Annotated in this window: 22 protein-coding genes; 14 read left to right on the top strand and 8 right to left on the bottom strand. The window is 46.7% G+C overall.

Features of this window, described 5'->3' with window-relative positions; genetic code table 11:
* The 3 genes from GZ78_RS30970 to GZ78_RS27420 all read right to left on the bottom strand — a co-directional run.
* Positions 1-94, bottom strand: a 94-nt coding sequence (locus GZ78_RS30970; protein WP_152558700.1) for a helix-turn-helix domain-containing protein, incomplete at its 3' end; no start/stop codon positions are given.
* Between the two features lie 59 nt (positions 95-153).
* Positions 154-765, bottom strand: coding sequence for a hypothetical protein (locus GZ78_RS11735; protein ID WP_034835636.1), 612 nt, complete (start codon positions 763-765; stop codon positions 154-156).
* A 223-nt stretch (positions 766-988) separates the two neighbouring features.
* On the bottom strand, positions 989-1,807 hold the full coding sequence (locus GZ78_RS27420) for a DUF547 domain-containing protein (protein ID WP_051786079.1): 819 nt from the start codon (positions 1,805-1,807) through the stop codon (positions 989-991).
* A gap of 441 nt (positions 1,808-2,248) precedes the next feature.
* On the opposite strand from GZ78_RS27420, the gene tkt reads away from it, so the two are divergent.
* Positions 2,249-4,246: a transketolase gene (tkt, locus tag GZ78_RS11725; protein ID WP_034835634.1), complete on the top strand. Its 1,998-nt coding sequence runs from the start codon at positions 2,249-2,251 to the stop codon at positions 4,244-4,246.
* Positions 4,247-4,785: 539 nt separating this feature from the next.
* Here tkt and GZ78_RS11715 read toward each other — a convergent pair.
* Together GZ78_RS11715 and GZ78_RS11710 are read right to left on the bottom strand one after the other, a co-directional pair.
* Positions 4,786-5,436, bottom strand: a complete 651-nt coding sequence (locus GZ78_RS11715) for a thiopurine S-methyltransferase (protein ID WP_034835629.1) — start codon at positions 5,434-5,436, stop codon at positions 4,786-4,788.
* Positions 5,437-6,630, bottom strand: a complete 1,194-nt coding sequence (locus tag GZ78_RS11710; protein ID WP_034836547.1) for a multidrug effflux MFS transporter — start codon at positions 6,628-6,630, stop codon at positions 5,437-5,439.
* A 92-nt stretch (positions 6,631-6,722) separates the two neighbouring features.
* On the opposite strand from GZ78_RS11710, the gene GZ78_RS11705 reads away from it, so the two are divergent.
* From GZ78_RS11705 to GZ78_RS11675, 8 genes are all read left to right on the top strand, one after another.
* The gene (locus GZ78_RS11705) at positions 6,723-7,493 is read left to right on the top strand and encodes an AraC family transcriptional regulator (protein WP_051786077.1); all 771 of its coding nucleotides are present in this window, start codon (positions 6,723-6,725) and stop codon (positions 7,491-7,493) included.
* Between the two features lie 311 nt (positions 7,494-7,804).
* The gene (locus tag GZ78_RS11700; protein ID WP_051786076.1) at positions 7,805-9,121 is read left to right on the top strand and encodes a Bcr/CflA family multidrug efflux MFS transporter; all 1,317 of its coding nucleotides are present in this window, start codon (positions 7,805-7,807) and stop codon (positions 9,119-9,121) included.
* Between the two features lie 144 nt (positions 9,122-9,265).
* On the top strand, positions 9,266-10,282 hold the full coding sequence (locus GZ78_RS11695; protein WP_034835626.1) for a type I glyceraldehyde-3-phosphate dehydrogenase: 1,017 nt from the start codon (positions 9,266-9,268) through the stop codon (positions 10,280-10,282).
* Between the two features lie 387 nt (positions 10,283-10,669).
* Positions 10,670-11,203 carry a DUF1800 family protein gene (locus GZ78_RS11690; protein WP_034835623.1) on the top strand — a complete coding sequence of 178 codons (534 nt, stop codon included), beginning with the start codon at positions 10,670-10,672 and terminating at the stop codon, positions 11,201-11,203.
* A 316-nt stretch (positions 11,204-11,519) separates the two neighbouring features.
* Positions 11,520-13,637, top strand: a complete 2,118-nt coding sequence (locus GZ78_RS29445; RefSeq protein ID WP_034835620.1) for a hypothetical protein — start codon at positions 11,520-11,522, stop codon at positions 13,635-13,637.
* 254 nt (positions 13,638-13,891) lie between these two features.
* Positions 13,892-14,323 (top strand): tripartite tricarboxylate transporter TctB family protein, encoded by a 432-nt coding sequence (locus GZ78_RS11680; RefSeq protein ID WP_034835617.1) that lies wholly within the window; start codon positions 13,892-13,894, stop codon positions 14,321-14,323.
* A gap of 15 nt (positions 14,324-14,338) precedes the next feature.
* Positions 14,339-14,752, top strand: a complete 414-nt coding sequence (locus tag GZ78_RS30790; protein WP_330217608.1) for a tripartite tricarboxylate transporter permease — start codon at positions 14,339-14,341, stop codon at positions 14,750-14,752.
* On the top strand, positions 14,749-15,363 hold the full coding sequence (locus tag GZ78_RS11675; protein WP_330217607.1) for a tripartite tricarboxylate transporter permease: 615 nt from the start codon (positions 14,749-14,751) through the stop codon (positions 15,361-15,363). The genes GZ78_RS30790 and GZ78_RS11675 overlap by 4 nt, the downstream gene beginning before the upstream one ends.
* A gap of 59 nt (positions 15,364-15,422) precedes the next feature.
* Here GZ78_RS11675 and GZ78_RS11670 read toward each other — a convergent pair whose 3' ends face one another.
* Entirely contained in the window at positions 15,423-16,541 is a 1,119-nt protein-coding gene (locus GZ78_RS11670; RefSeq protein ID WP_034835614.1) for an acyltransferase family protein, read from the bottom strand.
* Positions 16,538-17,593, bottom strand: a complete 1,056-nt coding sequence (locus tag GZ78_RS11665; RefSeq protein WP_034835611.1) for a sterol desaturase family protein — start codon at positions 17,591-17,593, stop codon at positions 16,538-16,540. The genes GZ78_RS11670 and GZ78_RS11665 overlap by 4 nt, the downstream gene beginning before the upstream one ends.
* Positions 17,594-18,036: 443 nt before the next feature.
* Here GZ78_RS11665 and tnpA point away from each other — a divergent pair, with 443 nt between their 5' ends.
* The 3 genes from tnpA (at position 18,037) to GZ78_RS29980 (ending at position 20,262) form a co-directional block, all read left to right on the top strand.
* Positions 18,037-18,471: an IS200/IS605 family transposase gene (gene tnpA, locus GZ78_RS11660; protein WP_034833922.1), complete on the top strand. Its 435-nt coding sequence runs from the start codon at positions 18,037-18,039 to the stop codon at positions 18,469-18,471.
* Between the two features lie 213 nt (positions 18,472-18,684).
* A complete protein-coding gene (locus GZ78_RS11655; RefSeq protein ID WP_034835608.1) occupies positions 18,685-19,749 on the top strand; it encodes a DUF3541 domain-containing protein in 1,065 nt (354 codons plus the stop codon).
* Positions 19,750-20,025: 276 nt separating this feature from the next.
* Positions 20,026-20,262: a hypothetical protein gene (locus GZ78_RS29980; RefSeq protein ID WP_201772703.1), complete on the top strand. Its 237-nt coding sequence runs from the start codon at positions 20,026-20,028 to the stop codon at positions 20,260-20,262.
* A gap of 30 nt (positions 20,263-20,292) precedes the next feature.
* On the opposite strand, the gene GZ78_RS11645 is transcribed toward GZ78_RS29980, so the two are convergent.
* Complete coding sequence (locus GZ78_RS11645) at positions 20,293-20,655, bottom strand: hypothetical protein (protein WP_034835602.1); 363 nt, start codon at positions 20,653-20,655, stop codon at positions 20,293-20,295.
* Between the two features lie 372 nt (positions 20,656-21,027).
* Here GZ78_RS11645 and GZ78_RS11640 point away from each other — a divergent pair, with 372 nt between their 5' ends.
* Positions 21,028-21,996 carry an ArsR/SmtB family transcription factor gene (locus tag GZ78_RS11640; protein WP_034835599.1) on the top strand — a complete coding sequence of 323 codons (969 nt, stop codon included), beginning with the start codon at positions 21,028-21,030 and terminating at the stop codon, positions 21,994-21,996.
* Positions 21,997-22,042: 46 nt separating this feature from the next.
* The gene (gene metK, locus GZ78_RS11635) at positions 22,043-23,206 is read left to right on the top strand and encodes a methionine adenosyltransferase (protein WP_034835596.1); all 1,164 of its coding nucleotides are present in this window, start codon (positions 22,043-22,045) and stop codon (positions 23,204-23,206) included.
* The last annotated feature ends 98 nt before the right edge of the window (positions 23,207-23,304 follow it).

The raw sequence follows: 23,304 nt of genomic DNA, 5'->3' as shown, positions 1-23,304 counted from the left end.
GGTTAAAGGCATGACGACGTGAGCCGCAAGCTCGATCAAGATACTCTGCCTGTTGTTCGGTTGGCCTCAGCTCAATCTTGTGTGCCAGCAACATCTTTCAGAGTCTCCAGCATCCTTTTGTGCTTCTTGCTTGGGCTACCGTAGAGCCTCGTACTAGCCCTGAATCATCCCCCCTCGACTCAACAGAGTGACTTTCCATCGACAATCTGTACTGAATAAAAGATCAAAATACCCGGTGGCGGTAGCCTCTTTCTGGCACTGGGCATCATCAATTTGATCGGTCTGATCTACCAGATCCAGTGTGAGATCTGACATTCTTTGAGCCAGTAACAATTTGGGACCAATAGGGGCATCTTGCAACTGACTCTGAAGTTTTTCAGAAGACTCTTCCAACACCTGCATTTCTCCATAAAGCTCACTCTGTCCCAGATGACAGCGAAGACTTTCATGAAGCTTCAATGATAAACTCCAGGCATCGTTTTGAATCTCTATAACACAGTCTTGTACGCCATTTTTATGGAAGGTAATCTTTTTTACTCCTCCCATTGCTCTCACGCTATACGATATTTCGAACTCGTCTCCTATCATTCGTTCAAAGAAGCTTTTTTGTTTTTTGTCAGGACACCGGGCAACTGGAGATTTAATTTCTCGCCGGACAGCCTGCGGCCATTGCTCATAAACAGAGGATGTTGTTAGAGAGGTGTCTATGGGGCGACTAACCACCGAGCCCATGCGGGCTTCAATATTGACAATGATTGTAGACATTGGTGACCAGTTACTACTCGCCGAAGAACTATACAGGGTAAACACATGCTCGCCCCCAAAGGCAGGAACGATGTGCAACCATAAAGCCAAAAACAGAAAATGCCTTCCACCACCTGCAGCACAATGGATCACGCTCCTACCCTGTTCTATTAATAATTAGAGATTCATTTTAGACAGAAATCCTCCTGAATATTGCCAACTCCCCAGATTTGACCACCAGTCTTCAAGCAAAAACGGTCTGCTGCTGACCGGCTCGATTCAGTTGCCAGTCATAACGATTGAACGTCTTTTTCGCATTATTGTTCTGAAGCAGTTTCTGAACCAACCCCCGATCCGGGTGCCAACTGACCAGAAAGTTTATAGCGCCCTGATCATCAAAATCCGCCTGATACCATTTAAATAAGGGAGGCAGATAAAGTAGCCGGGAGTCATCACTCAAAGTCACTTCGCGCTTAAGGAAATTTCGCGTTGCATCGGACAGAGACCGTTCCACGGAATCTGGAGAGAAAGCCCTGAGTGCAGGCGAAGAAAAGCAGGCCGAATAAAGCCCCATATGAAGACGAGGATCAAGCTGTGACAGAACCAGGCTTCGACGAGGGTCACTTCTTTTAAAGGTGCGACTGATACTGTTGGGTTGTCTGGCATTTTTCCGAAGAATACCGTGCTCAATATCATCCAGACTGAGAAGATACCCACCAATATTATAGGTGTGATCCTGATAGAAGCCTTTTACCTCCCAGAGACTGCTACTGATCCCGGAAAAACAAACACTGTGCAGTAAAAGCAGATTGTAAACGTTTAACCAGAAAGCCAATCGGTCTTGATCTGCAGTGAGAATAAAAGGATCAAAGTGCTTCAGGTGTCTCGAAAACAGCACTGCGCGGTAGTATTCCTGCGAATTTCTGCAACGCTCATAATCAAATGTATGTTGTTGTTCATCATAGAACGCATTGGAAAGTACCTGGATATGCCGGCTGATATCAATAGAGAGGCAACACTCATCGGGCTTTCTGTTCGAAGCAGTTCCATCATTTAGCAGCATTATTATTCCATCGTATTGTTTTTGTTCTAATCCAATATACGACGAATAAATAGTTGCAGTTTCAGGACACTAGCGCCTTTTTTGCATTGAATGTCATTCAGAATACTCTTGCTTAAAATCGATCTGCATATTTTTTGTATAACTGTCTAGCGAAAAAACGACAACTGGCAGGCTCACCATCCCAGATCAATACTAAAAGAGCCGCGTTCCAGCGCGAACACAGAAAAGCTTCGTACTGAACGAACGTGCTTTAAACTGATCAGCAAAAGACCGACGGAGAACGCTACCAGCAGCCACAATGCCACCATAATAAAGCCCGGTTTATAAGTGAAATCTTCAGAGGATTAAGGATAGTCATAGATAGCGATTTCAGTTTCCGACTGAAGGCATTAGAATATGCGCCTATTCTAAACTGACTGGATCTTCGGAGCCCTGATTCCTATGTCCTCACGTCGTGAGCTAGCCAACGCCATCCGCGCCCTGAGTATGGACGCTGTACAGAAAGCCAAATCCGGACACCCCGGAGCCCCAATGGGCATGGCTGATATTGCTGAAGTACTGTGGCGTGATTATCTGAATCACAACCCGGCTAATCCGGAGTGGGCTGACCGCGACCGCTTTGTGCTGTCCAACGGTCACGGTTCCATGCTGCTTTATTCTCTGCTGCACCTGAGCGGTTATGACCTGTCTATTGAAGACATCAAAAACTTCCGCCAACTGCACTCCAAGACCGCGGGCCACCCTGAGTACGGTTACGCTCCTGGCATTGAAACCACTACCGGACCTCTGGGTCAGGGTATTGCCAATGCCGTAGGTATGGCTGTTGCTGAAAAAACACTGGCAGCACAGTTCAACCGTGAAGGTCACGATATTGTTGATCACAATACCTATGTGTTCCTGGGCGATGGCTGCATGATGGAAGGCATTTCCCATGAAGTCAGCTCTTTGGCAGGCACTCTGGAACTGGGTAAACTGGTTGCATTCTACGATGACAACGGCATCTCTATTGATGGCGAAGTAGAAGGCTGGTTCACTGACGATACTGTTAAGCGTTTTGAATCCTACAACTGGCATGTTGTTCCAAACGTGGACGGCCATGACCCAGAAGCCATTCGTGCAGCCATTGAAGCAGCCCGTGCTGAAACCACCAAACCTACCCTGATCTGCTGCAAGACCATCATTGGTTTTGGTTCTCCCAATAAAGAAGGTAAGGGAGACTGTCACGGTGCTCCTCTGGGCGACGAAGAGATCAAACTGACTCGTGAGCGTCTGGGCTGGAAACACGGTTCATTTGAAATCCCGCAAGACATCTATGCCGAGTGGAATGCCAAAGAAGCGGGTACCGCTAAAGAAACAGCATGGAATGAAAAGTTTGCCGCTTACCAGGCTGCTTACCCAGAGCTGGCTGCTGAATATGTTCGCCGTCAGAAAGGTGAATTGCCAGCAGACTTCTCTACCAAGGCTGATGAGTACATCAAGACCTGTCAGGTAGAAGGCGAAAAAATTGCCAGCCGTAAAGCGTCTCAAAACAGCCTGAATGCCTACGGTCCTCTACTGCCAGAACTTCTGGGCGGCTCAGCTGACCTGGCAGGTTCTAACCTGACTCTGTGGAGCGGCTCCAAAGGCGTTAAGCCCGCTGACGCTGATGGCAACTACGTGTTCTACGGCGTACGTGAATTTGGCATGACAGCCATGATGAACGGTATTGCTCTACACGGTGGTTTTGTACCTTACGGCGCTACCTTCCTGGTATTCATGGAATACGCCTGCAACGCTGTTCGTATGGCTGCTCTGATGAAGCAACGCGCTATCCAGGTCTACACACACGATTCTATTGGTCTGGGTGAAGATGGTCCAACCCACCAGCCTGTAGAACAGATTGCCAGCCTGCGCCTGACACCAAACGTTAACGCATGGCGTCCATGTGACACCGTAGAATCTGCAGTAGCCTGGAAACACTCCATTGAGCGTCAGGACGGCCCAAGTGCGCTGATCTTCTCCCGTCAGGGTCTGCCATGCATGCACCGTGAAGACCAACAGGTGGCTGACATCGCTCGCGGTGGCTACGTGCTGAAAGACTGTGAAGGCACAGCGGATCTGATTCTGATCGCTACCGGTTCTGAAGTTGAACTGGCCATGAAGGCAGAAGCAACTCTGACTGAACAGGGTCACAAGGTACGTGTTGTATCCATGCCATCTACGGACGTATTTGACGCTCAGGATGCTGAATACAAGCAAAGCGTACTGCCTCTGGAAGTACCAGCCCGTATCGCTATCGAAGCTGCAGCGGCTGACTTCTGGTACAAGTACGTAGGTCTGGATGGACGCGTAATCGGCATGACCACCTTCGGTGAGTCTGCACCTGCCGGTGACCTCTTCCCATACTTCGGCTTCACCGTAGAAAATATTGTTGCTGCGGCAGAAGAAATTCTGGACTGATAGCAACAACAGGGAGTCCAACTCCCTGACTGGCTTTTAAAGCTACTAAAAAAACGGCAGATGATTGATATCACCTGCCGTTTTTTTATGCCCATTTTACTACCAGGAAACAACTCTGGATGGCCTATTTTGATGAACTCGGCTTTTAATCGAATGCTCTAAAATATGATCAACGAGAGACTTTTCTTCACCAAAATCTGAGTGGCCTCTTCCATTGCTGCCACCTTCTTTTGAAGAACCCCATCCACACAATGTCTGGCAACAGTTTGGTTGGGGAGTACCTTCTTTACTGCTATCAGCCACTTTTTCTTCAGGTTTTCCAAGCTTTTCAGCCCCAGGTTCAGAGCGGTCTTCCTTCAACTTCGTTTCGGTGAGATGGATTTTCTTGTTCCAGGGAAAATTGGATGAGAAAAAGGCACTTGCTTCATTTCAATTTAAGTTATTTGTTAGCAGTCTGCCCTTGAAATAGTTTTTTTATTTCCAACTTGAAATCTGGCAGAGGACGCCTGCCAGATTGATGTTTTGAAACATACATCTGGTTATTTTCGAACCAGTTTATAGACCACTTCAACCAACTCATTCACCCCTTTTTCCTTCAAACTGGTTGAAGCAAATGAACTGTGAGCATCCAGTTTAATGACCTCAAACCAGGGCGAAAAAAGCGTTCTAACCTCATCCTCTTCAACTGAAAACGGAGGTCCTTGCACCAGATCCTGATCATATTCCACAGTAATCAATAAACCTTCCTGAAGATTGGGAGCAGCCCTTAGCAACTGATCAACATATTGCTTTCTCATCGCTGAAGGCACTGCAATCAGAGCAGCGCGATCGTAAAAAACAGGACTTTGCAGAGAGTTCTCCGGCAGTGCAAAAAAATCACCTTCAAGGATATGGATATCGTCGGCTTGCCAATGCCGGTATGTCTGAAAATCTTTTACTTCAGGTTGCAGGTTTTGCTCCTGATAGAAAGACGCCACTGCCATTTCCACCAATTCTGTACCAACGACTTCTAACCCCTGCTGTCTGAGCCAGATCATATCCAGGCTTTTTCCACAGAGAGGAACCAGAACTGACTGGGTTTGTGACACATCCAATTGCGGCCAGAACTTCAATAGTGACTCGTTGAACTCTGGCCTGTGGAAACCAATACGTCCTTCTTTCCAGCGTGTAACCCAGTCAGGATTGTTCATTTATGTCCTCTCAGCCGTGTATGATCTGAATTTAGCCATTAGCACTAACAAACTACTGATAGCTACAAAGTTAACAGGCATATACCAGAGCTCATCCAGGTACCATGCACTCAATGCTCCCAGCCCTGCCATGATCACCAGATAATAGAATAAGCCCAGTAATGCTCCTGCAGTACCCAGTTGAGCTTTATAGTCAACCAGAGCCGTTCCCAGAACGTTTGGTATTGTCAGTCCAAACCCAGTCACAATAAGGAGCAGCGGCAATAAAAACAATACAAGGTGAATCTTCTGAGATCCGACATCAATGGCGCTGACCAGCCATTGCAGGCAACTGCCGGTCAAAGCCAGCATACAGCCCCATAGAATCAGTTTTTCAATACTGACTCGCTGAATCAACGAGCGATTAAGCAAAGCTCCGATGGCTGTCCCCAAAGCCATCAAGATCCCTGAAAACCCGAACACCTGCTGAGAAAAGCCCATTTTTGCTATGACAAATGGCCCCATAGTGTAATATCCAAACAACAGAATATTCATGCCTGCGACCAGCACAACTGAGCAGATAATACGACGATCACCCATCATCTTCCCTGAAAGCGCTAATATTGAAAGGCGACTCTGGTTATTGCCAGATTGAACGTGTTGAGTTTCAGGCAGTTTTACCAGCGTCCATATCAGCAACAGAACGGCCAAACTCACCAGTGCAAAAAGAACACCATTTAACCCACTGCTCTCTGCCAACATCCCCCCTAAAGCAGGTCCAAGAGTTGGAGATAACGAAAGGGCCACCCCTACCAGAGAGAAGAATCTCGCCAGCTCTTTACCTTCATAGCAGTCACGAATCATTGTCTGAACCACAACAGAGCCTGCACTGGCACCAAAAGCCAGCGCAATACGAGCCACCAGAAACTCCCAGAAATTCTCGGAAACAACAGCCATAAGGGCAGATAGTCCATAAATGACCAGACCTGCGATCATGGAGTTTCGCCTACCCATCCGGTCTGCCAGATATCCCCAGCAAAGAACCCCCATGGCAAAGCCTCCAAAATAGAGACTCATGGTTAACTGAGCCAGATTACTCGATACCGAAAAAGCTTCTGACACTCCGGGTAGTACCGGCGCATAAACCGTCTCGCTGAACTGTGGAAAAGTCAGCAACAATAGAATCAATAAAATGCCTGGATGATGCGCTCTCATAGCAATCCCACTTCGAAAAGCCACTACTTTAGAGAGTTCTGAATGGTCGAGTTATAATCAATCAGACAAAAAATGTATCAGAGAGGACAACCTTGCCCCTTATCACCGAGTCTGAACTGTTTGATCCCGATGAGTGTTCTCAACCCGTCGTAGGCCTGGCCATTAATCATGGTAAACACGACTCAGGTCTGCACAGTCACCGGAGAGCTCAACTGCTTTATGCTGTCAAAGGTTGCATGAGCATTCGCTTTGACGAAAAAGTCTGCATACTGCCTCCGACCAGCGCGGTCTGGATTCCACCGGGAGTGATGCACAGAGCCACCATGTCGGGCAAAACACACTACCGCTCTCTTTACTTTGACTGTGACTACTTTAGCCACCTCCCGAACCGGGAAAAAGTGATTGACGTCAATCCATTGCTAAAGGAGCTGATTACCAGAGTCACGTCCTGGTCCTTGGAAGAAACGTTGAAGCCACCTGAAATGCAGTTGGTCAATGTTTTAATCTCTGAGCTTTCTGCACCTGAAGCCCATTCCCTGTTTATCCCCACGCCCGGAGATAAACGACTGAGAATAATTGTTGAAGACTACCTGCTAAACCCTGCCTGCCATAAAGAACTGTCACTTTATGCGGAACAATGCGGAGCCAGCGTCAAAACGCTAACACGCCTGTTCAAAAAGGAAACGGGGATGACATTTCAGGCCTGGAAACAGCGGCTACGGGTTATTCATGCCATTCGCTTTCTGGGAACAGGAAAGTCGGTTTCACAAACAGGACAACTACTGGGATTTTCCAGTGATAGCGCATTTGTGCAGTTCTTTCGAAAACAGTCTGGTGCTACACCCGGAAAATACCCTCAGTAGAACTCACTGCTCAAGATTTCCTGCAATACAGCGAACGAAGTTTTGTTCATCAACTACCTATCAAACCTGCCATTCAAACTTATTACAAATTCGCCTATTTGCCATATTTTTTAATACCAATAAGATTTAAACTAGTCGTCTCTTCTGTATACGACAGTAAACCTGTTTTTTTATCCCTCAACTCTGTGACAGCTGTGTCACAACTTCGCCCCTGCGAAAATCCAACAGAAGGAACATAACACCAATGCCCATAACGGGCAGAGAATTCCAATCAGTTTCAGTGACTAATCCGTTTGATTCAAGGAAGTACCATGACCATTAATATTGAAAGCAGCCCTGAGCCAGAAATGCCCAGACAAGTAGACAATAAACAGGGCATTTCAATAAAAAATAGCCGCGACAAGCTACTTTTCATACTGACACTCGGCGCCCTGACGACTCTTGGCCCTTTGGCTATAGACCTTTATCTGCCTGCCATTCCTGCTATTGCACAGGAGATGGGAGAGCCCCTGAGTATCATCCAGTACACCCTCAGTGCCTACACCATTGGCTTTGCGCTTGGCCAACTATTGTACGGACCACTTTCTGACCGCTTTGGTCGCAGAAAAATAATGTTTCCAGGTCTGATCGCTTTTCTGATAACCAATATTCTGGCAGCACTCTGTGAAACCGGCCTTCAGCTCATTATTGTTCGAATTCTTCAAGCCTTTGCCGGTGCCGCCGTTATGGTGACGATTCCCGCAATGGTTCGGGATCTTTTCCCCCGTCAGGAAAGCGCAAAGGTAATGTCGTCTATTTTAATGGTCATGACTGTTGCCCCTCTGATTGCACCTCTGCTGGGTGGTCAGATCCTGAAATTTATGGGCTGGGAGAGTCTGTTCATTTTTCTGGCCATACTTTCTGCACTGGCTTTGGTACTGGCTGTTTACAAAGTACCGGAAACCCTGCCAGACGACAGAAAACTGGTTATTCCCGCCAGCCAGCTGTGCATGACTTACCTGTCCGTCCTGAAAAACCGCGAAGCCATGGGGTGCATACTGAGTCATGCATTTTTCTTTGGTGGTATGTTCGCGTTTATTGCTGGCTCGCCCTACGTTTATATCGAGCTATATGGCGTTAAGCCTGAAAGTTATGGCCTGCTGTTTGCCGTCAATATTATTGCCATGATGGCCATGAATATGATCAATATCCGTTTGATCGGTCGCCTGCAGCTGTTCTCTATTCTGAAAACGGGTAGCATTCTTGCCGCTATCAGCTCTATTGTGATGCTGGCTACCGCAAAGTTTGAGATTGGCGGGTTGGTAGGACTGATGATCCCTATCGTGATTTACATCAGCTGCATTGGTCTGACAGGCCCTAACTCCAATGCCCTGTCTCTTTCACACTTTCCAAAGTCTGCAGGTACCGCCAACGCTATGGCAGGTGCACTGAGATTCTCCATAGGCGGTCTATCTTCTGCGGTGGTGGGCCTGTTTCATAATGGTACGGCTATCCCAATGGCTACTGTTATGGCGGTTTGTGGTTTGCTCTCTGTACTATCCCTTTTGTTGGTTAAGAATCAGGGTATCCCTCTGGATGAACAGACCCCAGAAGGTATTTCCACCTCTGAAGCCAACGCCTCTGCCTGATAGAGACACTTTGTAAAAGCATTTTGCCTCGCATTAGCCGTTAAGATCCGGGGCAAAATATTTTTACAGGCTATAAGCATTCAGATCCCATTCACGCTTATAATACGGGCTCACTTTAGTAGTAGCGGATCTGACAACAAGACTATGTTTCGAATAGCCATCAACGGATACGGTCGTATTGGCCAGTGCGTACTTCGCGCTCTTTACGAAAATGGTTATCGCAAAGACTTGCAGGTCGTGGCTATTAACGAACTGTCTGATCAGGACACCCTGACCTACCTGACCCGATATGACACGACCCACGGTCGCTTTCCCGCCAAGGTTCAGTCGGCAGAAAATCAGCTTATAGTGGCAGATGATCAGATTCAGCTTCTCCATGAAGCCCAGCCTGAAAGCATCGACTGGAAAAGCCTCGATATAGACCTGTTGCTGGAATGCTCAGGCTCCTTCAATGAAAGACAGTTAGCAGAGCAACACATCGAACGCGGAGCCCGAAAGCTGCTTTTTTCACAGCCTGCCCAGCCTGATGTCGATGCCACTATTGTTTACGGTATCAATGAGCAAGATCTCAACCGCGATCAGCGGATTGTGTCCAGTGCGTCCTGTACGACTAACTGTATTGTTCCTGTCATTAAAACATTGAATGATGCGCTCGGGATTGAGTACGGAAGTATCACGACTATTCACTCAGCTATGAACGATCAGCCGGTCATCGATGCTTATCATAAAAGTGATCTCAGGCTGACTCGCAGTGCACTTCAGTCCATCATTCCGGTCGATACGGGTCTGGCCAAAGGAATAGACAGACTACTCCCTGAACTCCAGGGTTGCTTCAAAGCCAATTCAGTCAGGGTTCCGACCATTAATGTTTCCTGTATGGATCTCTGTATTCATGTCAAACAGGAAACAACCGAAGCGGAAGTTAACCAGATTCTGGAACGCGCGACTCATGGCCGTCTGGAAGGTATTCTGGGCTTCTCCAACGAACCACATGCTTCGGTAGACTTTAACCATGATGCCCGTTCATGCGTTGTCGACGGAACCCAGACCAAAGTCACTTCAGGAAAACTGATCAAGCTGCTCTGCTGGTTTGATAATGAGTGGGGCTTTTCTAACCGGATGTTGGATGTAGCCAGTTACTGGTTACGCCTGAACGCCTGAGCAGGCTGCTAAACAAGCGTCTATTCTCGTTCTGAAATTAATCAGAATAAGAGGATTAAAAGCAGATTATGCTTTCACTTTTCGGGCAATTTCTCATAGCCGCCACTCTATTATTAAGCACCTGTTTTTCCGTAGCGGGAGCTCCACCGTCAAAAGCACCTTGCCCATCATCAAGCACTGGTTCAGGGTTCGAAACAGCATTGATTAATCTATGATTATCTACCACAATCTATCACCAAGCTGAAACCATAAATTCATTCTTCACAGGTTGACACACTTCTTCGATATCTATCTAATATTTCGAGACGTTAATGTGTCAAAATATTCTTTTGTGAATCGCCCTGTAAAAAGTATCAATGCCTGAAGGTACAAAGGGAGATGTAGAGTTTGGTTGATAATAAAAACGACCTTTCACGTTTTCTGATGCAGTCTACTCTTGGCGCAAGCAAGAAAACCATTGACCATGTCTATCGACTTGGCAAAGAACAGTGGCTGGATCAGCAGCTGCAGTCATCCGTCAATATCAAGGAAGGATATGAGTTCAAGACAACCGAGATTTGGAATTTTTTTCGAAAAAAATTGAAGGAAACCCACGGGGAAAGAGCGATCAATAGTGACGGAAACGATCCGGCGCTCCCCTATGAGTGGTACTTTCAAATGGGATGGTGGAATCAGGTTCTGTCGGCCAGCTATGATAGTGACAGCCTGCTGCGACACCGAATAGCCCAAGCCTTGAGTGAAGTTCTGGTGGTTTCCCAGAACTCTCAGTTAGATCTCGAGTCAGTGGCGTTAGCCAACTATTACGATATTTTTTATCGTCATGCTTTTGGTAGTTATGCAGATATTTTCCCAATATTGAAAACTTCTATACCCATTGGATTTCAAGATGCTACTAGGCGACAAGTGAGCGAAGCCCTGTGAGCCTACAAGTAGTGGGTGATCAGGGTGAGCGAACGCTGGCAACAACGTAGCATCTTGAAAGGCGATGGGTATATTTATCTTATGATTATCTCGTTATCAGATGAAGGTTTTTTGAGACTTTTTGACACTGGACGTAGCGCCCAGTGCAGTCTTTACTATGGATTCCAAGGGCGAAACTATCCGTGAGCATTAGCGTTAGATACCTTTACTATCCCAGGCTTTCCTCATGGCATAATTTTTCGTAAAAAAGCATCGGAAGCTCGAGTACTTAAAGCCCGCTTTTTATTTGTACAAATAAACTAGTCATCAAGAAAATATGAATTATCCGATTAAACTGAAGGCGATTGTCGTTTTTTTAGTATGCATCAGCTTTCAGTATGGCTATGGTGCTAATGGGTGCCACATCAACCAGACAGATGCACTCATTGGTGCCGATTATGTCTATGCTCCTGGCTATTTTTACAAGTATGTTTTGAAAAAAACTGACCAGTGCCACGATTATTGTCAGGTGACAGAAGACTCCAACAAGCGATGGCTCGGGTATCATATGCTAATGCATTATTGGGTTCCCCAGCATAGTCGTAATAAGGCTTTTGTCTCTGTACGGTATAGCAGGTATAGCCCTCAAGGTCACACACTGCAGTCTTATATTATCTCCAGCAGGTTATTAGCGGAGTATGATAGCGATACTGGATTTTCTGGTCACAAGAGTCCCAGATCGTTCCCTAACTCTATTGAAGTTCTCGAAGGCCGTCGTTACACTAGAAAAGTAGAGGCCGTTTACGAGTATGTGTGTTTTTCTTACTTTCCGCTATTTCACTTGCTGGAATCGGGGGAGAACGAACAATTTGCCATGGCGGATGCCCAGTTATGCACAGGCGGTGATCATCGGCCAGCACTTTTTCAGGCGATAGAAGCTGCACGGGCAAACCCCGGGCAGCCCATTCCATTTGAGTTTCAACCCGCAAGAACATCTGAAACATTTCAGCAGATTGTCGTGGCATATGAGAACCAGGACTTTTCCGCCATACTGACCGAAAATAAAAACACGCTGATTATTCTGGGGGTTCCGGATCATGATGATACTCCGGCAGTCTCTAGCGGCTATGAAAATGGTTCTGAAAATGATTCTGAAAGTGGCTCTGGCAGTGGTACAGTGCCCAATACTGAAACGCTTCCGCTGTACTATGAACTGAATCATGATGTTCGCAAGAGCATTCCCGATGGGGTTTCTCATGCCATTATCGGTATGTTAAGCCCGCACAGGCCTGACCCGGTCATTCGTTTCTCTGGTGAGCCTATCGTCCCGGGCAAAAATCTTTATCTTGAGAATCTTCAGTGGCTGACCGATGAAAAACATTCCATCTATTTACCCCGCCAGTCGGTGTTGCTGGAAACCAATGTCACCTGGAATACACTGCCTGATCATGAGATTAGCTTTTCTCTTGGCGAAAAACACAGTGCATTGCATGTTGCCATTGAGAGTAAACATATCTTTCATAACAGTAACGGACAAAAAGTCTCAGGCAATGAGTGTCACCTCCAGCTTCCTTTACAAGCTGCCGAGCTGTGCAATCTTGTTTTTTCTGGAGAGACTTATCAGTCAAATTGCCGGACAGTGGATGTTCAAACGCTTCGCCACGGGCTGTTAGAGATAGGAAATATCGACTTGTCGGGCAGCAGTGAAAAGCCTGATACCTCTCTGGAGAATGTTGTTTTTCTCGATACCGCTTATTCCAAGCGCGCCTACTACAGTGGCAGTGCCGATAACAAAGCCGCTTATTTCCCGCCACTGCCTGAGTATGATCCGGCATTAATAACGGCACCGCTGTGTACTCCACTGGTTCCGCCTACAGAGCCGACAGAAACCTCTCAGGCAGCACCTTATTCTTCAAGTTCGAGCTCAGCCATGGTCAGTACTACTTCTTCAAAAATAAACCCGCAAATAACATCCAGTAGCAGTAGCAGCAGTAGCAGCAGTAGTAGCAGTAGTAGCAGTAGTAGCAGTAGTAGTAGCCGCTCAACAGCTTTTTTGCAGACAGTGACTACCCGTACAACGTCGCCGGGCATTGTAAAGATTTCAACACAAACTTATCTGGCGATGACCCGCTCTGCATGGCAAGAATTAGTCTCTCCCTCAGTCTCTCCCTCAGTCATTCCTTTAGCTACCCCAGAGATATCAGGCTTCGGAGAACAGGATTTAACGCCTGTCATTATCACTACACCGGTACTGGCAGCCACTGGAATTGCACTTTGGACGGCAGCCACGGTAGCTTCTTGTGCAGGTTACCATGCAACGGGACGAAAGCACCGCGCATTAAAAGTTGCCTGCTACATTTTTTCGGGAGCAACTGCCTATGCCGTCGATCTGATGATGAGTACCGATAAAGGTTCCCACTCGGATGGTTTTGAATTGGGGCTGATAGAAAACTGATTCAGGAACGGTTTGAATTTGCTGTGGGAGAAAACCAGAGAAAAACACACTGCTGTCCGGTTAAAAATCCGGAATAGGCGGAAAGTGCCTGTCCCTGTTTGATTGATAGTGCCCGGCGGGTCCGGGCACTATCAAATAGCGATCAATGTAGAGAATTGTTTCATCGCTTGTGGGTGAAATGATGATCAAAATAAACCATTTTAGAATCCTGACTTCCCCATGAAGAATACAAGACTGCTACCAGGGTAGGGGCACTGCTGTTTCTTATTTTAGCCCTGGTTTACGGCTACAACGCCTATCAGATTCCTCTTCAGCCCTGGAGTATGGATGAACCCTTTACCTCCAGAACCTTACCGATTTTTCTCAGCGTCATTGGTTTCATCGTGGCTCTGTTGATGCTGATTCTTCCAGATAATGAAGCCCAGTCACCGATAGAAAGCTTCACAGGACCTGGCAGGAAAGTCACTCTGGCTTTGCTGGTTTTAATGAGCCTGTTTGGTGTAGCTCTGAAGCCTCTGGGCTTTTTGATTTCCACCACCCTGTTCCTGCTGGGTGGTTACTGGCTGTTGGGTGAACGTCGTATAAAAGTGTTGTTGCTTGCTTCGTTGCCGGTAGCGATTGGGCCCTGGTTCCTGCTCGCAAAGGTACTGGGTATTTATCTGGCCCCCGGTGAGCTGTTTGTCTAAGGAGATAAACCATGTTTGAAGGAATTACCGCCGGTTTGGCTACGGCAATGGCTTGGAACAACCTGCTCTATGTCATTATTGGTTGTTTTGCCGGTACCTTTCACCTTTGGCAAAATGGATCTGATCGATGGCATCGACTTCCTGTTATTAGCCATGGCCACTTTCGCGCTGGCTGAGGCTTTAATGTCAGTTTTCAGGCCGGATAAGGGAGGTCTCAGTGGTGATCAACTGGGTCAGATGGGAAGCTTGAAGCTCAGTAAGGAGGAAGTGAAAGAAGTAGTACCTACTGTCGCTCGTTCTTCCATTCTGGGCTTCTTTACCGGTGTGTTGCCCGGTGCGGGTGCCACTATTGCTTCTTTCCTGGCTTATGGCATGGAGCGAAATCTGGCTTCTGCAAAAAAAAGCTGGGCTTTGGTAAAGGCGGTTTGAAAGGTCTGGCAGGGCCGGAAACCGCAAACAATGCCGCTTGTACAGGCTCTTTTGTACCTCTGCTGACACTGGGTATTCCTGGCTCAGGTACTACCGCTATTTTGCTGGGTGCCTTGATATCCTATGGTGTTCAGCCAGGACCAAGACTGTTTGTTGAGCAGCCTGAGGTATTCTGGTCAGTAATCATTTCCATGTATCTGGGTAATCTGGTGCTGCTGATTCTGAATCTGCCATTGATTCCCTACATGGCCAAATTGCTGAACATGCCACGTCAGATTCTGACACCGCTGGTGCTGTTCTTCTCTCTGACTGGTGTTTACCTGATCAGTTTTAATACCTTTGATATCCAGATGATGGTGCTGTTTGCTGTTATCGCCTTGGTACTGAAGCTGCTGAGTTTTCCAATGGCTCCCATGATTCTCGGGTTTATTCTGGGTGGGATGATGGAAGACAATCTGCGTCGTGCATTAATGATCAGCGACGGTTCCCTCAGTTTCCTGTGGGAGCGCCCTATCACTCTGGTGATTATCTCTATTGCGGTAGCTGTACTGCTGGTGCCGGTTATTCAGGCCTTCAGAAGAAAGCCTGAAACGGTCGAAGCAGCTGCTTAAACGGTCTCTGCTGCAATAAAAAAGCCTCCTGTTGAATATCGACTGGAGGCTTTTTTCGATCAGGCTACTTGTACCTTTGATCGTTGGGAACTGATTCGGTTCCACAACCACAGGAACAGGTCTCTGACCTTGTATTTATGCCTTTCCGTAGCACTGCCAACGACCACAGTGACGATCATAATGCCCACCACCATTGCCAGGTGTCGCCATACCGAGGTGATTTCCCCGGGAAGGACTGCCGTGAAGAAATTCATCAGCGGGTAGTGGAAAAGATACAGGGAGAACGTCAGTCCTGCCCAATAACGAATAGGCTTTTGCCAGCGTTCCAGCCAGGCGAGATTATCTTTGGCTACTGTTACCAGTCCCAGGAAATGCATGGAGACCAGAATCATATAAACGTAGCTGATAATGAATTCATCTGAGAATCTTAGCCATTTATACACGACATCAGACCCTAGAGTACTGCGGGTCCATTCCAGTAATGTCGCACTGATACCAAAGTATTTGATCAGTGCATAGATGGCAATCGGGCTGAGGAACATAAACCAGGCCATGGACTTGGACTGTTCAATTGTCTTGCTTTTACGGTATGTCCAAACTCCCATCAACCAGATAGGAGCCATCAACCAAAGCTTGATGCCCATGATAGCTAGCACTAAAGCCGTCAACAGAATACGTTTAGCTCCCTGGAAGTAGAATATCGTAAAAAACATCATGTAATACCAGAACTCATAGCTCAGTGACCAGAAGGGGCCATTACTGAAAGGTCTGATATTGATGGTCCAGATTTGATTGATGTAGAAGAAGCTGGCAAAGAAGCGCTCTAGGTTACTGAAGGGGATGTACCAGAATGTTTCGTAGAAGTCGGGCGCCAGCAGGATACCCAGCCAGTCCACAAGCATCGTCAACAGAAGGGCTGGTATGACTACAGAGTACAGTCGTGAAAGACGGTTGATCATGTAGCTGGTTTTATCTTCTTTTTTCTGGTCTACGACATAGGCAATAACGTAACCGGAAAGTACAAAGAATACGATGACGCTGTCACTGCCAATGTGCAGGTCTCGAACCCATTGCCATACCCCTCCCGAGGTTCGCTCTATGGCAATATGCGACAACATGACAATGAATGCTGCGCCAAAGCGCAGCAGATCCAGGTAGAGTGATACTCGCTTATTCATACTGGACGATCTACAAGCGGCTGCTTTGAAAAGCGCTCGCGGACAATCTTGAAGATATTCTTCAGAGGGCCCATGTAGGCTGTTTTCAGATCGACATGAGGGTCAGGATCGTTGGGCGTCAGGCCAAACACCAGCTTGTCTCTTAAATCTTCAGTAGGAAGTACCAGTGTGCCGAACATCCAGTCCCAGAAGGCGAAGATCTGCCCGTTGTTTTTACCCCAATGCTTCATACGTGAGCTGTGGTGAATCTGGTGATGGGCAGGACTGATGAAAATATGATTCAGTACATGACCCCAGGAGAGCCAGATATGAGAGTGTCGCAGGTTGGATGCGGCAAAGGTAAAAATAAAGAAGATGAAGTTCATGCCAAAAATCTTGAAGATATCCACAGATCCAAGGAACAGGAACAGTAGAATTCCGATCAGTACCCCACTGACAGAACTTTTTATCAGGCCAGCAAACAAAAAGTTGAGAGGATGTACCCGGAACAGAGTAAGAGGGTTCATCACTTTCGGCGAGTGGTGCAGGGCATGAATTTCCCAGAGAACCGGGTATTTATGAGCGGCAGTATGAGCTACGTAATAAGCAAAGTCGTAGACCAGTAAATATATCAGTGCGAACAGATAAAGGCCGTATGGCCCTTCAGACCAGTTGGGCGATGTCAGTTGACTGGATAGTAAGTAATTTACCAGCGCGGCAACTGTTGCAGAAGAAAGTAGTACTTTAAGAGGAGAGAGAAGGCCACTCACTATTTTATTGCCCAGATATATTTTTAAATCTACCAGTGCTGAATTACTTAAGTAAACATCTTTGGGCGTAAGAAAGCTGAAGAAACCACGAACTGAGCGTTCCTTATTATCTCTCCTCGAATAATAAACATATGAAAAAATTGCGAACAAAGCGGAAATAAACAGGAAGCTGATATTGATCCGGCTTTTAGCAAAAAGAGGAGCGGTAATACCGTTGTAAAGGTTATTTGTGGTGGTGAAAAGAATATCGTAGAGCCATGCAGGTACTACGCCATCCAGGAAGCCTATTAGCGCTTCAGGCATGTTACTACTCCTGATGTACTGTTTTATGCACAGGTATTCACTCTTATTTTGTGGAAGGTTCTTAAAGTGAATACATTAATTGAATTGTTCTGTTTACTGCTTTTATTAAGGAGATTTCTTAAATAAGCACCGTTGAGATAATAATCAGTTAGGTCTAAAAAGTTAAGACAAATGAGCTAAGTGTTAATGTCATGGCTGTAAGTGTTTTTATTTATTTTTCTAATGGGCTGGCTTGTTTAGTTATTACCGTGAAAGTACGTACAACGCTGAGGCGAGTGACTGATTATAATTTCTGTCTCGTAGAATAATTTTTATTTTAATGCATCGTGAAAATCCACGTCCTATGGACGTGGTCATGAATGGTTGGCTCCGCCTGCCATGAACTACCCATGCTACTCCTTATCTCTGAGTTGTCCCCACAACTACTAGAGATAGGAAGTAACATGAGTAGATTTGAGAAGTTAACGCATGTCATCTGGCATTGCCAATACCACATAGTTTGGGTACCAAAGTATCGGTTTCGTGTCTTAACCGGAGCTGTAAAAGCTGATGTTCACAACAGCATTCAGGTATTTTGTAGTCAGCTTGGTTGTACGGTAGTTGAGCTGAACATCCAAAATGACCATGTACATTTGCTGGTGAAGGTACCTCCGAAGGTTTCGATTTCAACGCTTTTGGGAACGGTGAAGGGTCGTACGGCTCTGAGGCTGTTTTCGAAATTCCCGTATTTGAAGAAGAGGCCATATTGGGGCAATCACTTTTGGGCTAAGGGATATTGTGTTGATACCGTTGGTGTTGATGCAGAAATGATACGCAAATATGTGAAGTATCAGGAGAAAAGAGAGCGTCTCCAGCAGGAGATAGATTTCAGGAAATAATTTTCAATCTTGGGACAACTCTCACCAGCCTTCTCTGAAGGCTGGCGGTATTAGCCCCCTTTTAGGGGGCATAAAGCAAAACCACGTTCTATGAACGTGGATCATTTACTTTGTGTCGTACGCTGCTTTTTGTTTGGAGTAAGGAATCAAATTTTTAGCTGATTCATTGCCTCTGCAGCATTTCCATGATCCTGATGTACTGAGAAAAATACAGTGATAAAACATCTTGTTCGTCTGCTCATACTTCTGAGCCTTGCTTCAGCCAATGCCTTTGCTAACAGCTATAAGGATGATGCGGATCTGATTCGTAAAACCTATGAATCAGAGCTTTACAGCATTTCCTATTTCAAGATGGCTCACTATGGTCTGCGCATGTACCGACAGAACCCGGATCCAAAGTTCAAAACAGCGATCTGGGTGGACTTGGCCAGAGTGGCGAGTCAGCTGAATACTTCAGCCAATGAAATGTATACCGATGAGCAGATTAAAGCTTACTCCCTGCAACGTAGCGAGAACTACCAGGATACCGATCCTGAACGGGAAATTCTGAGACGCGCAGCCCTGAAAAAGAATCCTGAGTATGTTTATCTGGCGGTGGGACTGCTGGGATCCATGGCAAGGGCCGATGAGTATGGTCTCAAGCATAAGAATGATGAGAAACTGCATGCTATTTTCAAGCGGTATGACTTTAAGCGTTATGTCACAGATCCCCAGATGATTGAAGCTTGGGCTGGTCAAATGGCTAATCACGTTTACTGGTTGAAGCAGCTGGGAGAGCAGGATGTTACAGAGGCTTTCAGTCAATCTTTTCGTCAAACTTATCCTGACTCAAAAGATCCTGAATTAAGCGAACAGCAATATAACAATAAGTTGTATGGCCTTACTCACATCATCTTTGGTGCTTCAGAGTATTATCAACACAGTGTGAAAGAAGAAAATTTTCAGTGGATCTATGATTATTTCCGCAACAATATTGATACCCTCTTAAATCGTGCCAAAGAGGATGTTATAGCTGAAGTAGGTATTACTTTTCTGCTAGCAGGTCTTGATAATGATCCGGCTCTTGAGAAAGTTAGAAAACATATCCAGGCTTCGATAGATCCGAAAGAAGGTATGATTCCTTCTAAAGATGGTGGTTTCGAATTGACTTATGGTGAGCACAGGAATGTTCTGGCCATTATGTTGCTGGACTGGCAGGGCGTTAACAGCACGGTGAATATCCAGCAACGGCCTGAGTTATTTAAAAGCCTTCCTTATGGTCTGATAAAAAAAGATTAATCAGTTTGTTAATTAAATGCAGTGGCTTCTCTTCAATTTCGATGGGAAGTCACAGCTCCTTTCTTAACGATGTTTTAATATCTTCTGGCATCACAGGATTCCCTCACCTACTTTTCCCAATGAAACATCACTTTCTGATTTCTGAAAGTTCATTCACTGCCAAAAAGGCTTAAGTATGTTGGGAAACCTTAACCCAAACTGATACCTGCGTGCAGGCGGCTATGGGCTGGTATTATTCTGTTCAATCAACGCACAGCCTGGCATGAGCTGGGCCACATGATGATCGGTCAGCTCGCCAATGATCAGGTGGCAGCAAAGCATCCGGATGTTTCCGGCTACATGGAGAAACTTCTAAAGAAAGCACAAGATTATTACGCCAGTTATTTTAATACAGCACTACCTATATCTGTCATTGAAAGGAAGATGGTTTTATTGCTGTGCTTATTTTTAGTCGTTGCATCAAAGGCGTTGTCGACCAGGTTGCCCATGCTGCCAAAAGCAGAAGAGATGTAAGACTGGCCGTGTTTGAGCGCTAACTCATTATCACCACCGACCATGGGCAGGCCAATACCGATTTTCCAGACGATGGGCCAGACGAACACCTCTTTCGTCACCAATGGCTACAAAACTGGCGCCCAGCACCTTGTGCATCTCGGTCACCAGCTTTTGCAGAGTGGCGGAGTCACCTTCTTCTACAGCCTGCCTTACCGAGGGAATAAGTGCGAGGGTTTTGGCCTGCTCGAGGTTTTTTTCAGCAAGCTGGTTCTCCAGCTGTTCTTTGATATAAAACATTCCAGCCATGCCGGTAATACCGATTTGCAGCACTCCAAGGATCATTAAAGTGATCATGATTCTTGGTTGAATGCCCATGGGGATCAATCGATGCAAAGCCCACGTACTGCTCATGGTAATTGCTTTCCAGACGTTCTTGATCCATTGACGTTCTTGATAGTGAAAGAGTTCGGATTTATTCCCGGCTCATGACTGAGTTTTTCATGAAAATAAAGCGCTACCAGGCTCTGTAGCCAGGCTCATATTTCAGCGCGAACGAAATTTCTCATTCATGGCTGCAGACACCTGATCAGGCAGGCTGCGCTATGTTAACGATTGCTGTACGTGTGTACAAATTAGTTGAATGAACCTGACACGTATAATTATCTATATCAAAAAGTTTTGATATACCTTGTGGTGCTTGCTAGACTTCGGCCTTAGATAGACGGAGTAGAACCCTTCTGGCCGCTTGCCAGAAGACAACGATGCAGCGGTAAGGAGCTTTGCGTGTCGGAATCAGGATCAGTCGAGCAGCTGGCCGCTTTGGGAAAAGCGTATGGCGATGTACTGAGGCTTGAGATATTAAGAGTTCTGAGCACAGACTCTTTTGGAGTGCTGGAACTTAGCAGCCTCTTCGATATGCGTCAGCCTGCCATGAGTCATCACCTCAAGGTTCTCTCCCTGGCCGGACTTGTGAGTACCCGCAAGGAAGGCAATACCGTCTTTTACCGTCGGTCTCTACCTCCTCAGGAAGGGATCAGCAGTGATGTCATGCGCTCTCTTTTTTCAGCTGTCGACACATTGTCGTTGTCGCCTTCCCTGATGAATCGCCTGGTCAAGGTGAGGGGTCAGAGGGCTGAACAGTCTATGGCGTTTTTTGCCAGGAATGTGGATCAGTTTCGTCAGCATCAGGAATTAATTGCTGATCATGATCTTTATGCCCGATGTGTCGCGGATGTTTTGGAAAAAACGGAGTTGCCTGACCGTCAGCGAGTGTTGGAGCTCGGTCCGGGCGAAGGAGATTTTCTGGAAACGCTGAGTGAGAATTTTCAGCGAGTCTATGCTGTGGACAATTCCGGAGAAATGCTGGCCATCAGTCAGCAGAGGGTAAAAGATCGAGGCCTGGAAAACGTCGAGTTCATTCATGGGGAAATTGAAACCCTGAATGCTCTGGAAGGACAGTTTGACTGCATAGTGGCTAATATGGTGTTGCACCATGTAGCAACCCCTTTCGTTATCTTCACCTGGGTTTCAAGGTTGTTGAAATCAGGTGGCAGTTTGCTGGTCAGCGAGCTCAGCAGTCACGATCAGGATTGGGTACGAGAATCCTGTGGCGATTTATGGCTTGGGTTCAGTGTCGATGACCTGGATGGTTGGGCACAGGATTCTGGCCTGGAAATAGGTGAGTCCCAGTATCTGGGGCTACGTAATGGTTTTCAGATTCAGGTCAGGCGTTTTTTCAAAACCCTGAACTGAACGCTCGAAAGAGAATTAGATAAAGAGGAAGAGGCGAAAAACGACTATGGCAGATTACACTCTGTTCACCTCCGAGTCGGTTTCCGAGGGTCATCCGGACAAGATTGCCGATCAGATTTCCGACGCTATTCTGGATGCCATCCTCAAGGATGATCCAGAAGCTCGTGTTGCGGTTGAAACCATGGTGAAAACCGGCATGGTCATCGTGGCGGGTGAAGTACGTACCGACACTTACGTCGATATTGAAGATCTGGTGCGTAACGTTGTCACTGACATCGGTTACAATCATGGCGACCTGGGCTTTGATGGCGAATGCGTGGCAGTATTAAATGCCATTGGTAAGCAGTCCCCGGATATCGCTGTAGGTGTTGATGAAACAGATGCACGTGAACAGGGTGCTGGCGACCAGGGACTGATGTTCGGGTATGCCACCAATGAAACCCCTGTATTGATGCCTGCTCCTATTTATTACTCTCACGAGCTGGTGAAGCGTCAGGCTGAACTGCGTAAAAATGGCACTCTGCCCTGGTTGCGCCCGGATGCTAAAAGTCAGGTTACCATGCGTTACGACAGTGAAGGCAAGGTGATAAGTGTTGATGCTGTCGTTCTGTCTACCCAGCATAACCCGGAAATTTCTCAGGAAGAGCTGCAGAAAGAAATTCTGGAAAAGGTGATCAAGCCGGTTCTGCCTGCAGAATGGTTGCATGAAGACACCCAGTATCACATTAACCCAACCGGTATTTTCGTCATCGGTGGTCCTGTGGGTGACTGTGGTCTGACCGGACGTAAAATCATCGTAGATACATACGGTGGTATGGCTCGTCACGGAGGCGGTGCTTTCTCTGGTAAAGATCCATCAAAAGTTGACCGTTCAGCCGCTTACGCTGGCCGTTACGTAGCCAAGAACGTAGTGGCAGCGGGCCTGGCCGACAAATGTGAAATTCAGGTTTCATACGCGATTGGCGTAGCTGAGCCGACTTCTATCTCTATCGATACTTTTGGTACCGGCAAGATTGCTGATGCCAGAATTGAAGAACTGGTGCGTGAGCATTTCGATCTGCGTCCAAAGGGTCTGGTGGATATGTTGGATCTGAAGCGTCCTATTTACAGAGCGACTGCAGCGTACGGTCACTTCGGTCGTGAAGAGGAAGAGTTTTCCTGGGAGCGTACCGACAAGGCTGACGCCCTGAGAACCGCTGCAGGTCTGTAATTGATACCGATCTCTGCTTAAAGGCTGCCATGTGCAGCCTTTTTTATCCGTGTCCTCCCACTGAAGCTCATCAAACGATTCTGTCAGTCATACTGACA

This window comes from Endozoicomonas numazuensis (assembly GCF_000722635.1).
Taxonomy (GTDB): Bacteria; Pseudomonadota; Gammaproteobacteria; order Pseudomonadales; family Endozoicomonadaceae; genus Endozoicomonas_A; species Endozoicomonas_A numazuensis.
This window is presented reverse-complemented; position numbering and strand designations above follow the sequence as displayed.

Excerpts from the sequence above, each read along its gene's own strand:
- GZ78_RS11735 (WP_034835636.1), bottom strand. The coding sequence starts at position 765 with ATGTCTACAATCATTGTCAATATTGAAGCCCGCATGGGCTCGGTGGTT.
- GZ78_RS27420 (WP_051786079.1), bottom strand. The coding sequence starts at position 1,807 with ATGCTGCTAAATGATGGAACTGCTTCGAACAGAAAGCCCGATGAGTGT.
- tkt (WP_034835634.1), top strand. The coding sequence starts at position 2,249 with ATGTCCTCACGTCGTGAGCTAGCCAACGCCATCCGCGCCCTGAGTATG.
- GZ78_RS11715 (WP_034835629.1), bottom strand. The coding sequence starts at position 5,436 with ATGAACAATCCTGACTGGGTTACACGCTGGAAAGAAGGACGTATTGGT.
- GZ78_RS11710 (WP_034836547.1), bottom strand. The coding sequence starts at position 6,630 with ATGAGAGCGCATCATCCAGGCATTTTATTGATTCTATTGTTGCTGACT.
- GZ78_RS11700 (WP_051786076.1), top strand. The coding sequence starts at position 7,805 with ATGACCATTAATATTGAAAGCAGCCCTGAGCCAGAAATGCCCAGACAA.
- GZ78_RS11695 (WP_034835626.1), top strand. The coding sequence starts at position 9,266 with ATGTTTCGAATAGCCATCAACGGATACGGTCGTATTGGCCAGTGCGTA.
- GZ78_RS29445 (WP_034835620.1), top strand. The coding sequence starts at position 11,520 with ATGAATTATCCGATTAAACTGAAGGCGATTGTCGTTTTTTTAGTATGC.
- GZ78_RS11670 (WP_034835614.1), bottom strand. The coding sequence starts at position 16,541 with ATGAATAAGCGAGTATCACTCTACCTGGATCTGCTGCGCTTTGGCGCA.
- GZ78_RS11665 (WP_034835611.1), bottom strand. The coding sequence starts at position 17,593 with ATGCCTGAAGCGCTAATAGGCTTCCTGGATGGCGTAGTACCTGCATGG.
- tnpA (WP_034833922.1), top strand. The coding sequence starts at position 18,037 with ATGAGTAGATTTGAGAAGTTAACGCATGTCATCTGGCATTGCCAATAC.
- GZ78_RS29980 (WP_201772703.1), top strand. The coding sequence starts at position 20,026 with ATGATGATCGGTCAGCTCGCCAATGATCAGGTGGCAGCAAAGCATCCG.
- GZ78_RS11645 (WP_034835602.1), bottom strand. The coding sequence starts at position 20,655 with ATGAGCAGTACGTGGGCTTTGCATCGATTGATCCCCATGGGCATTCAA.
- metK (WP_034835596.1), top strand. The coding sequence starts at position 22,043 with ATGGCAGATTACACTCTGTTCACCTCCGAGTCGGTTTCCGAGGGTCAT.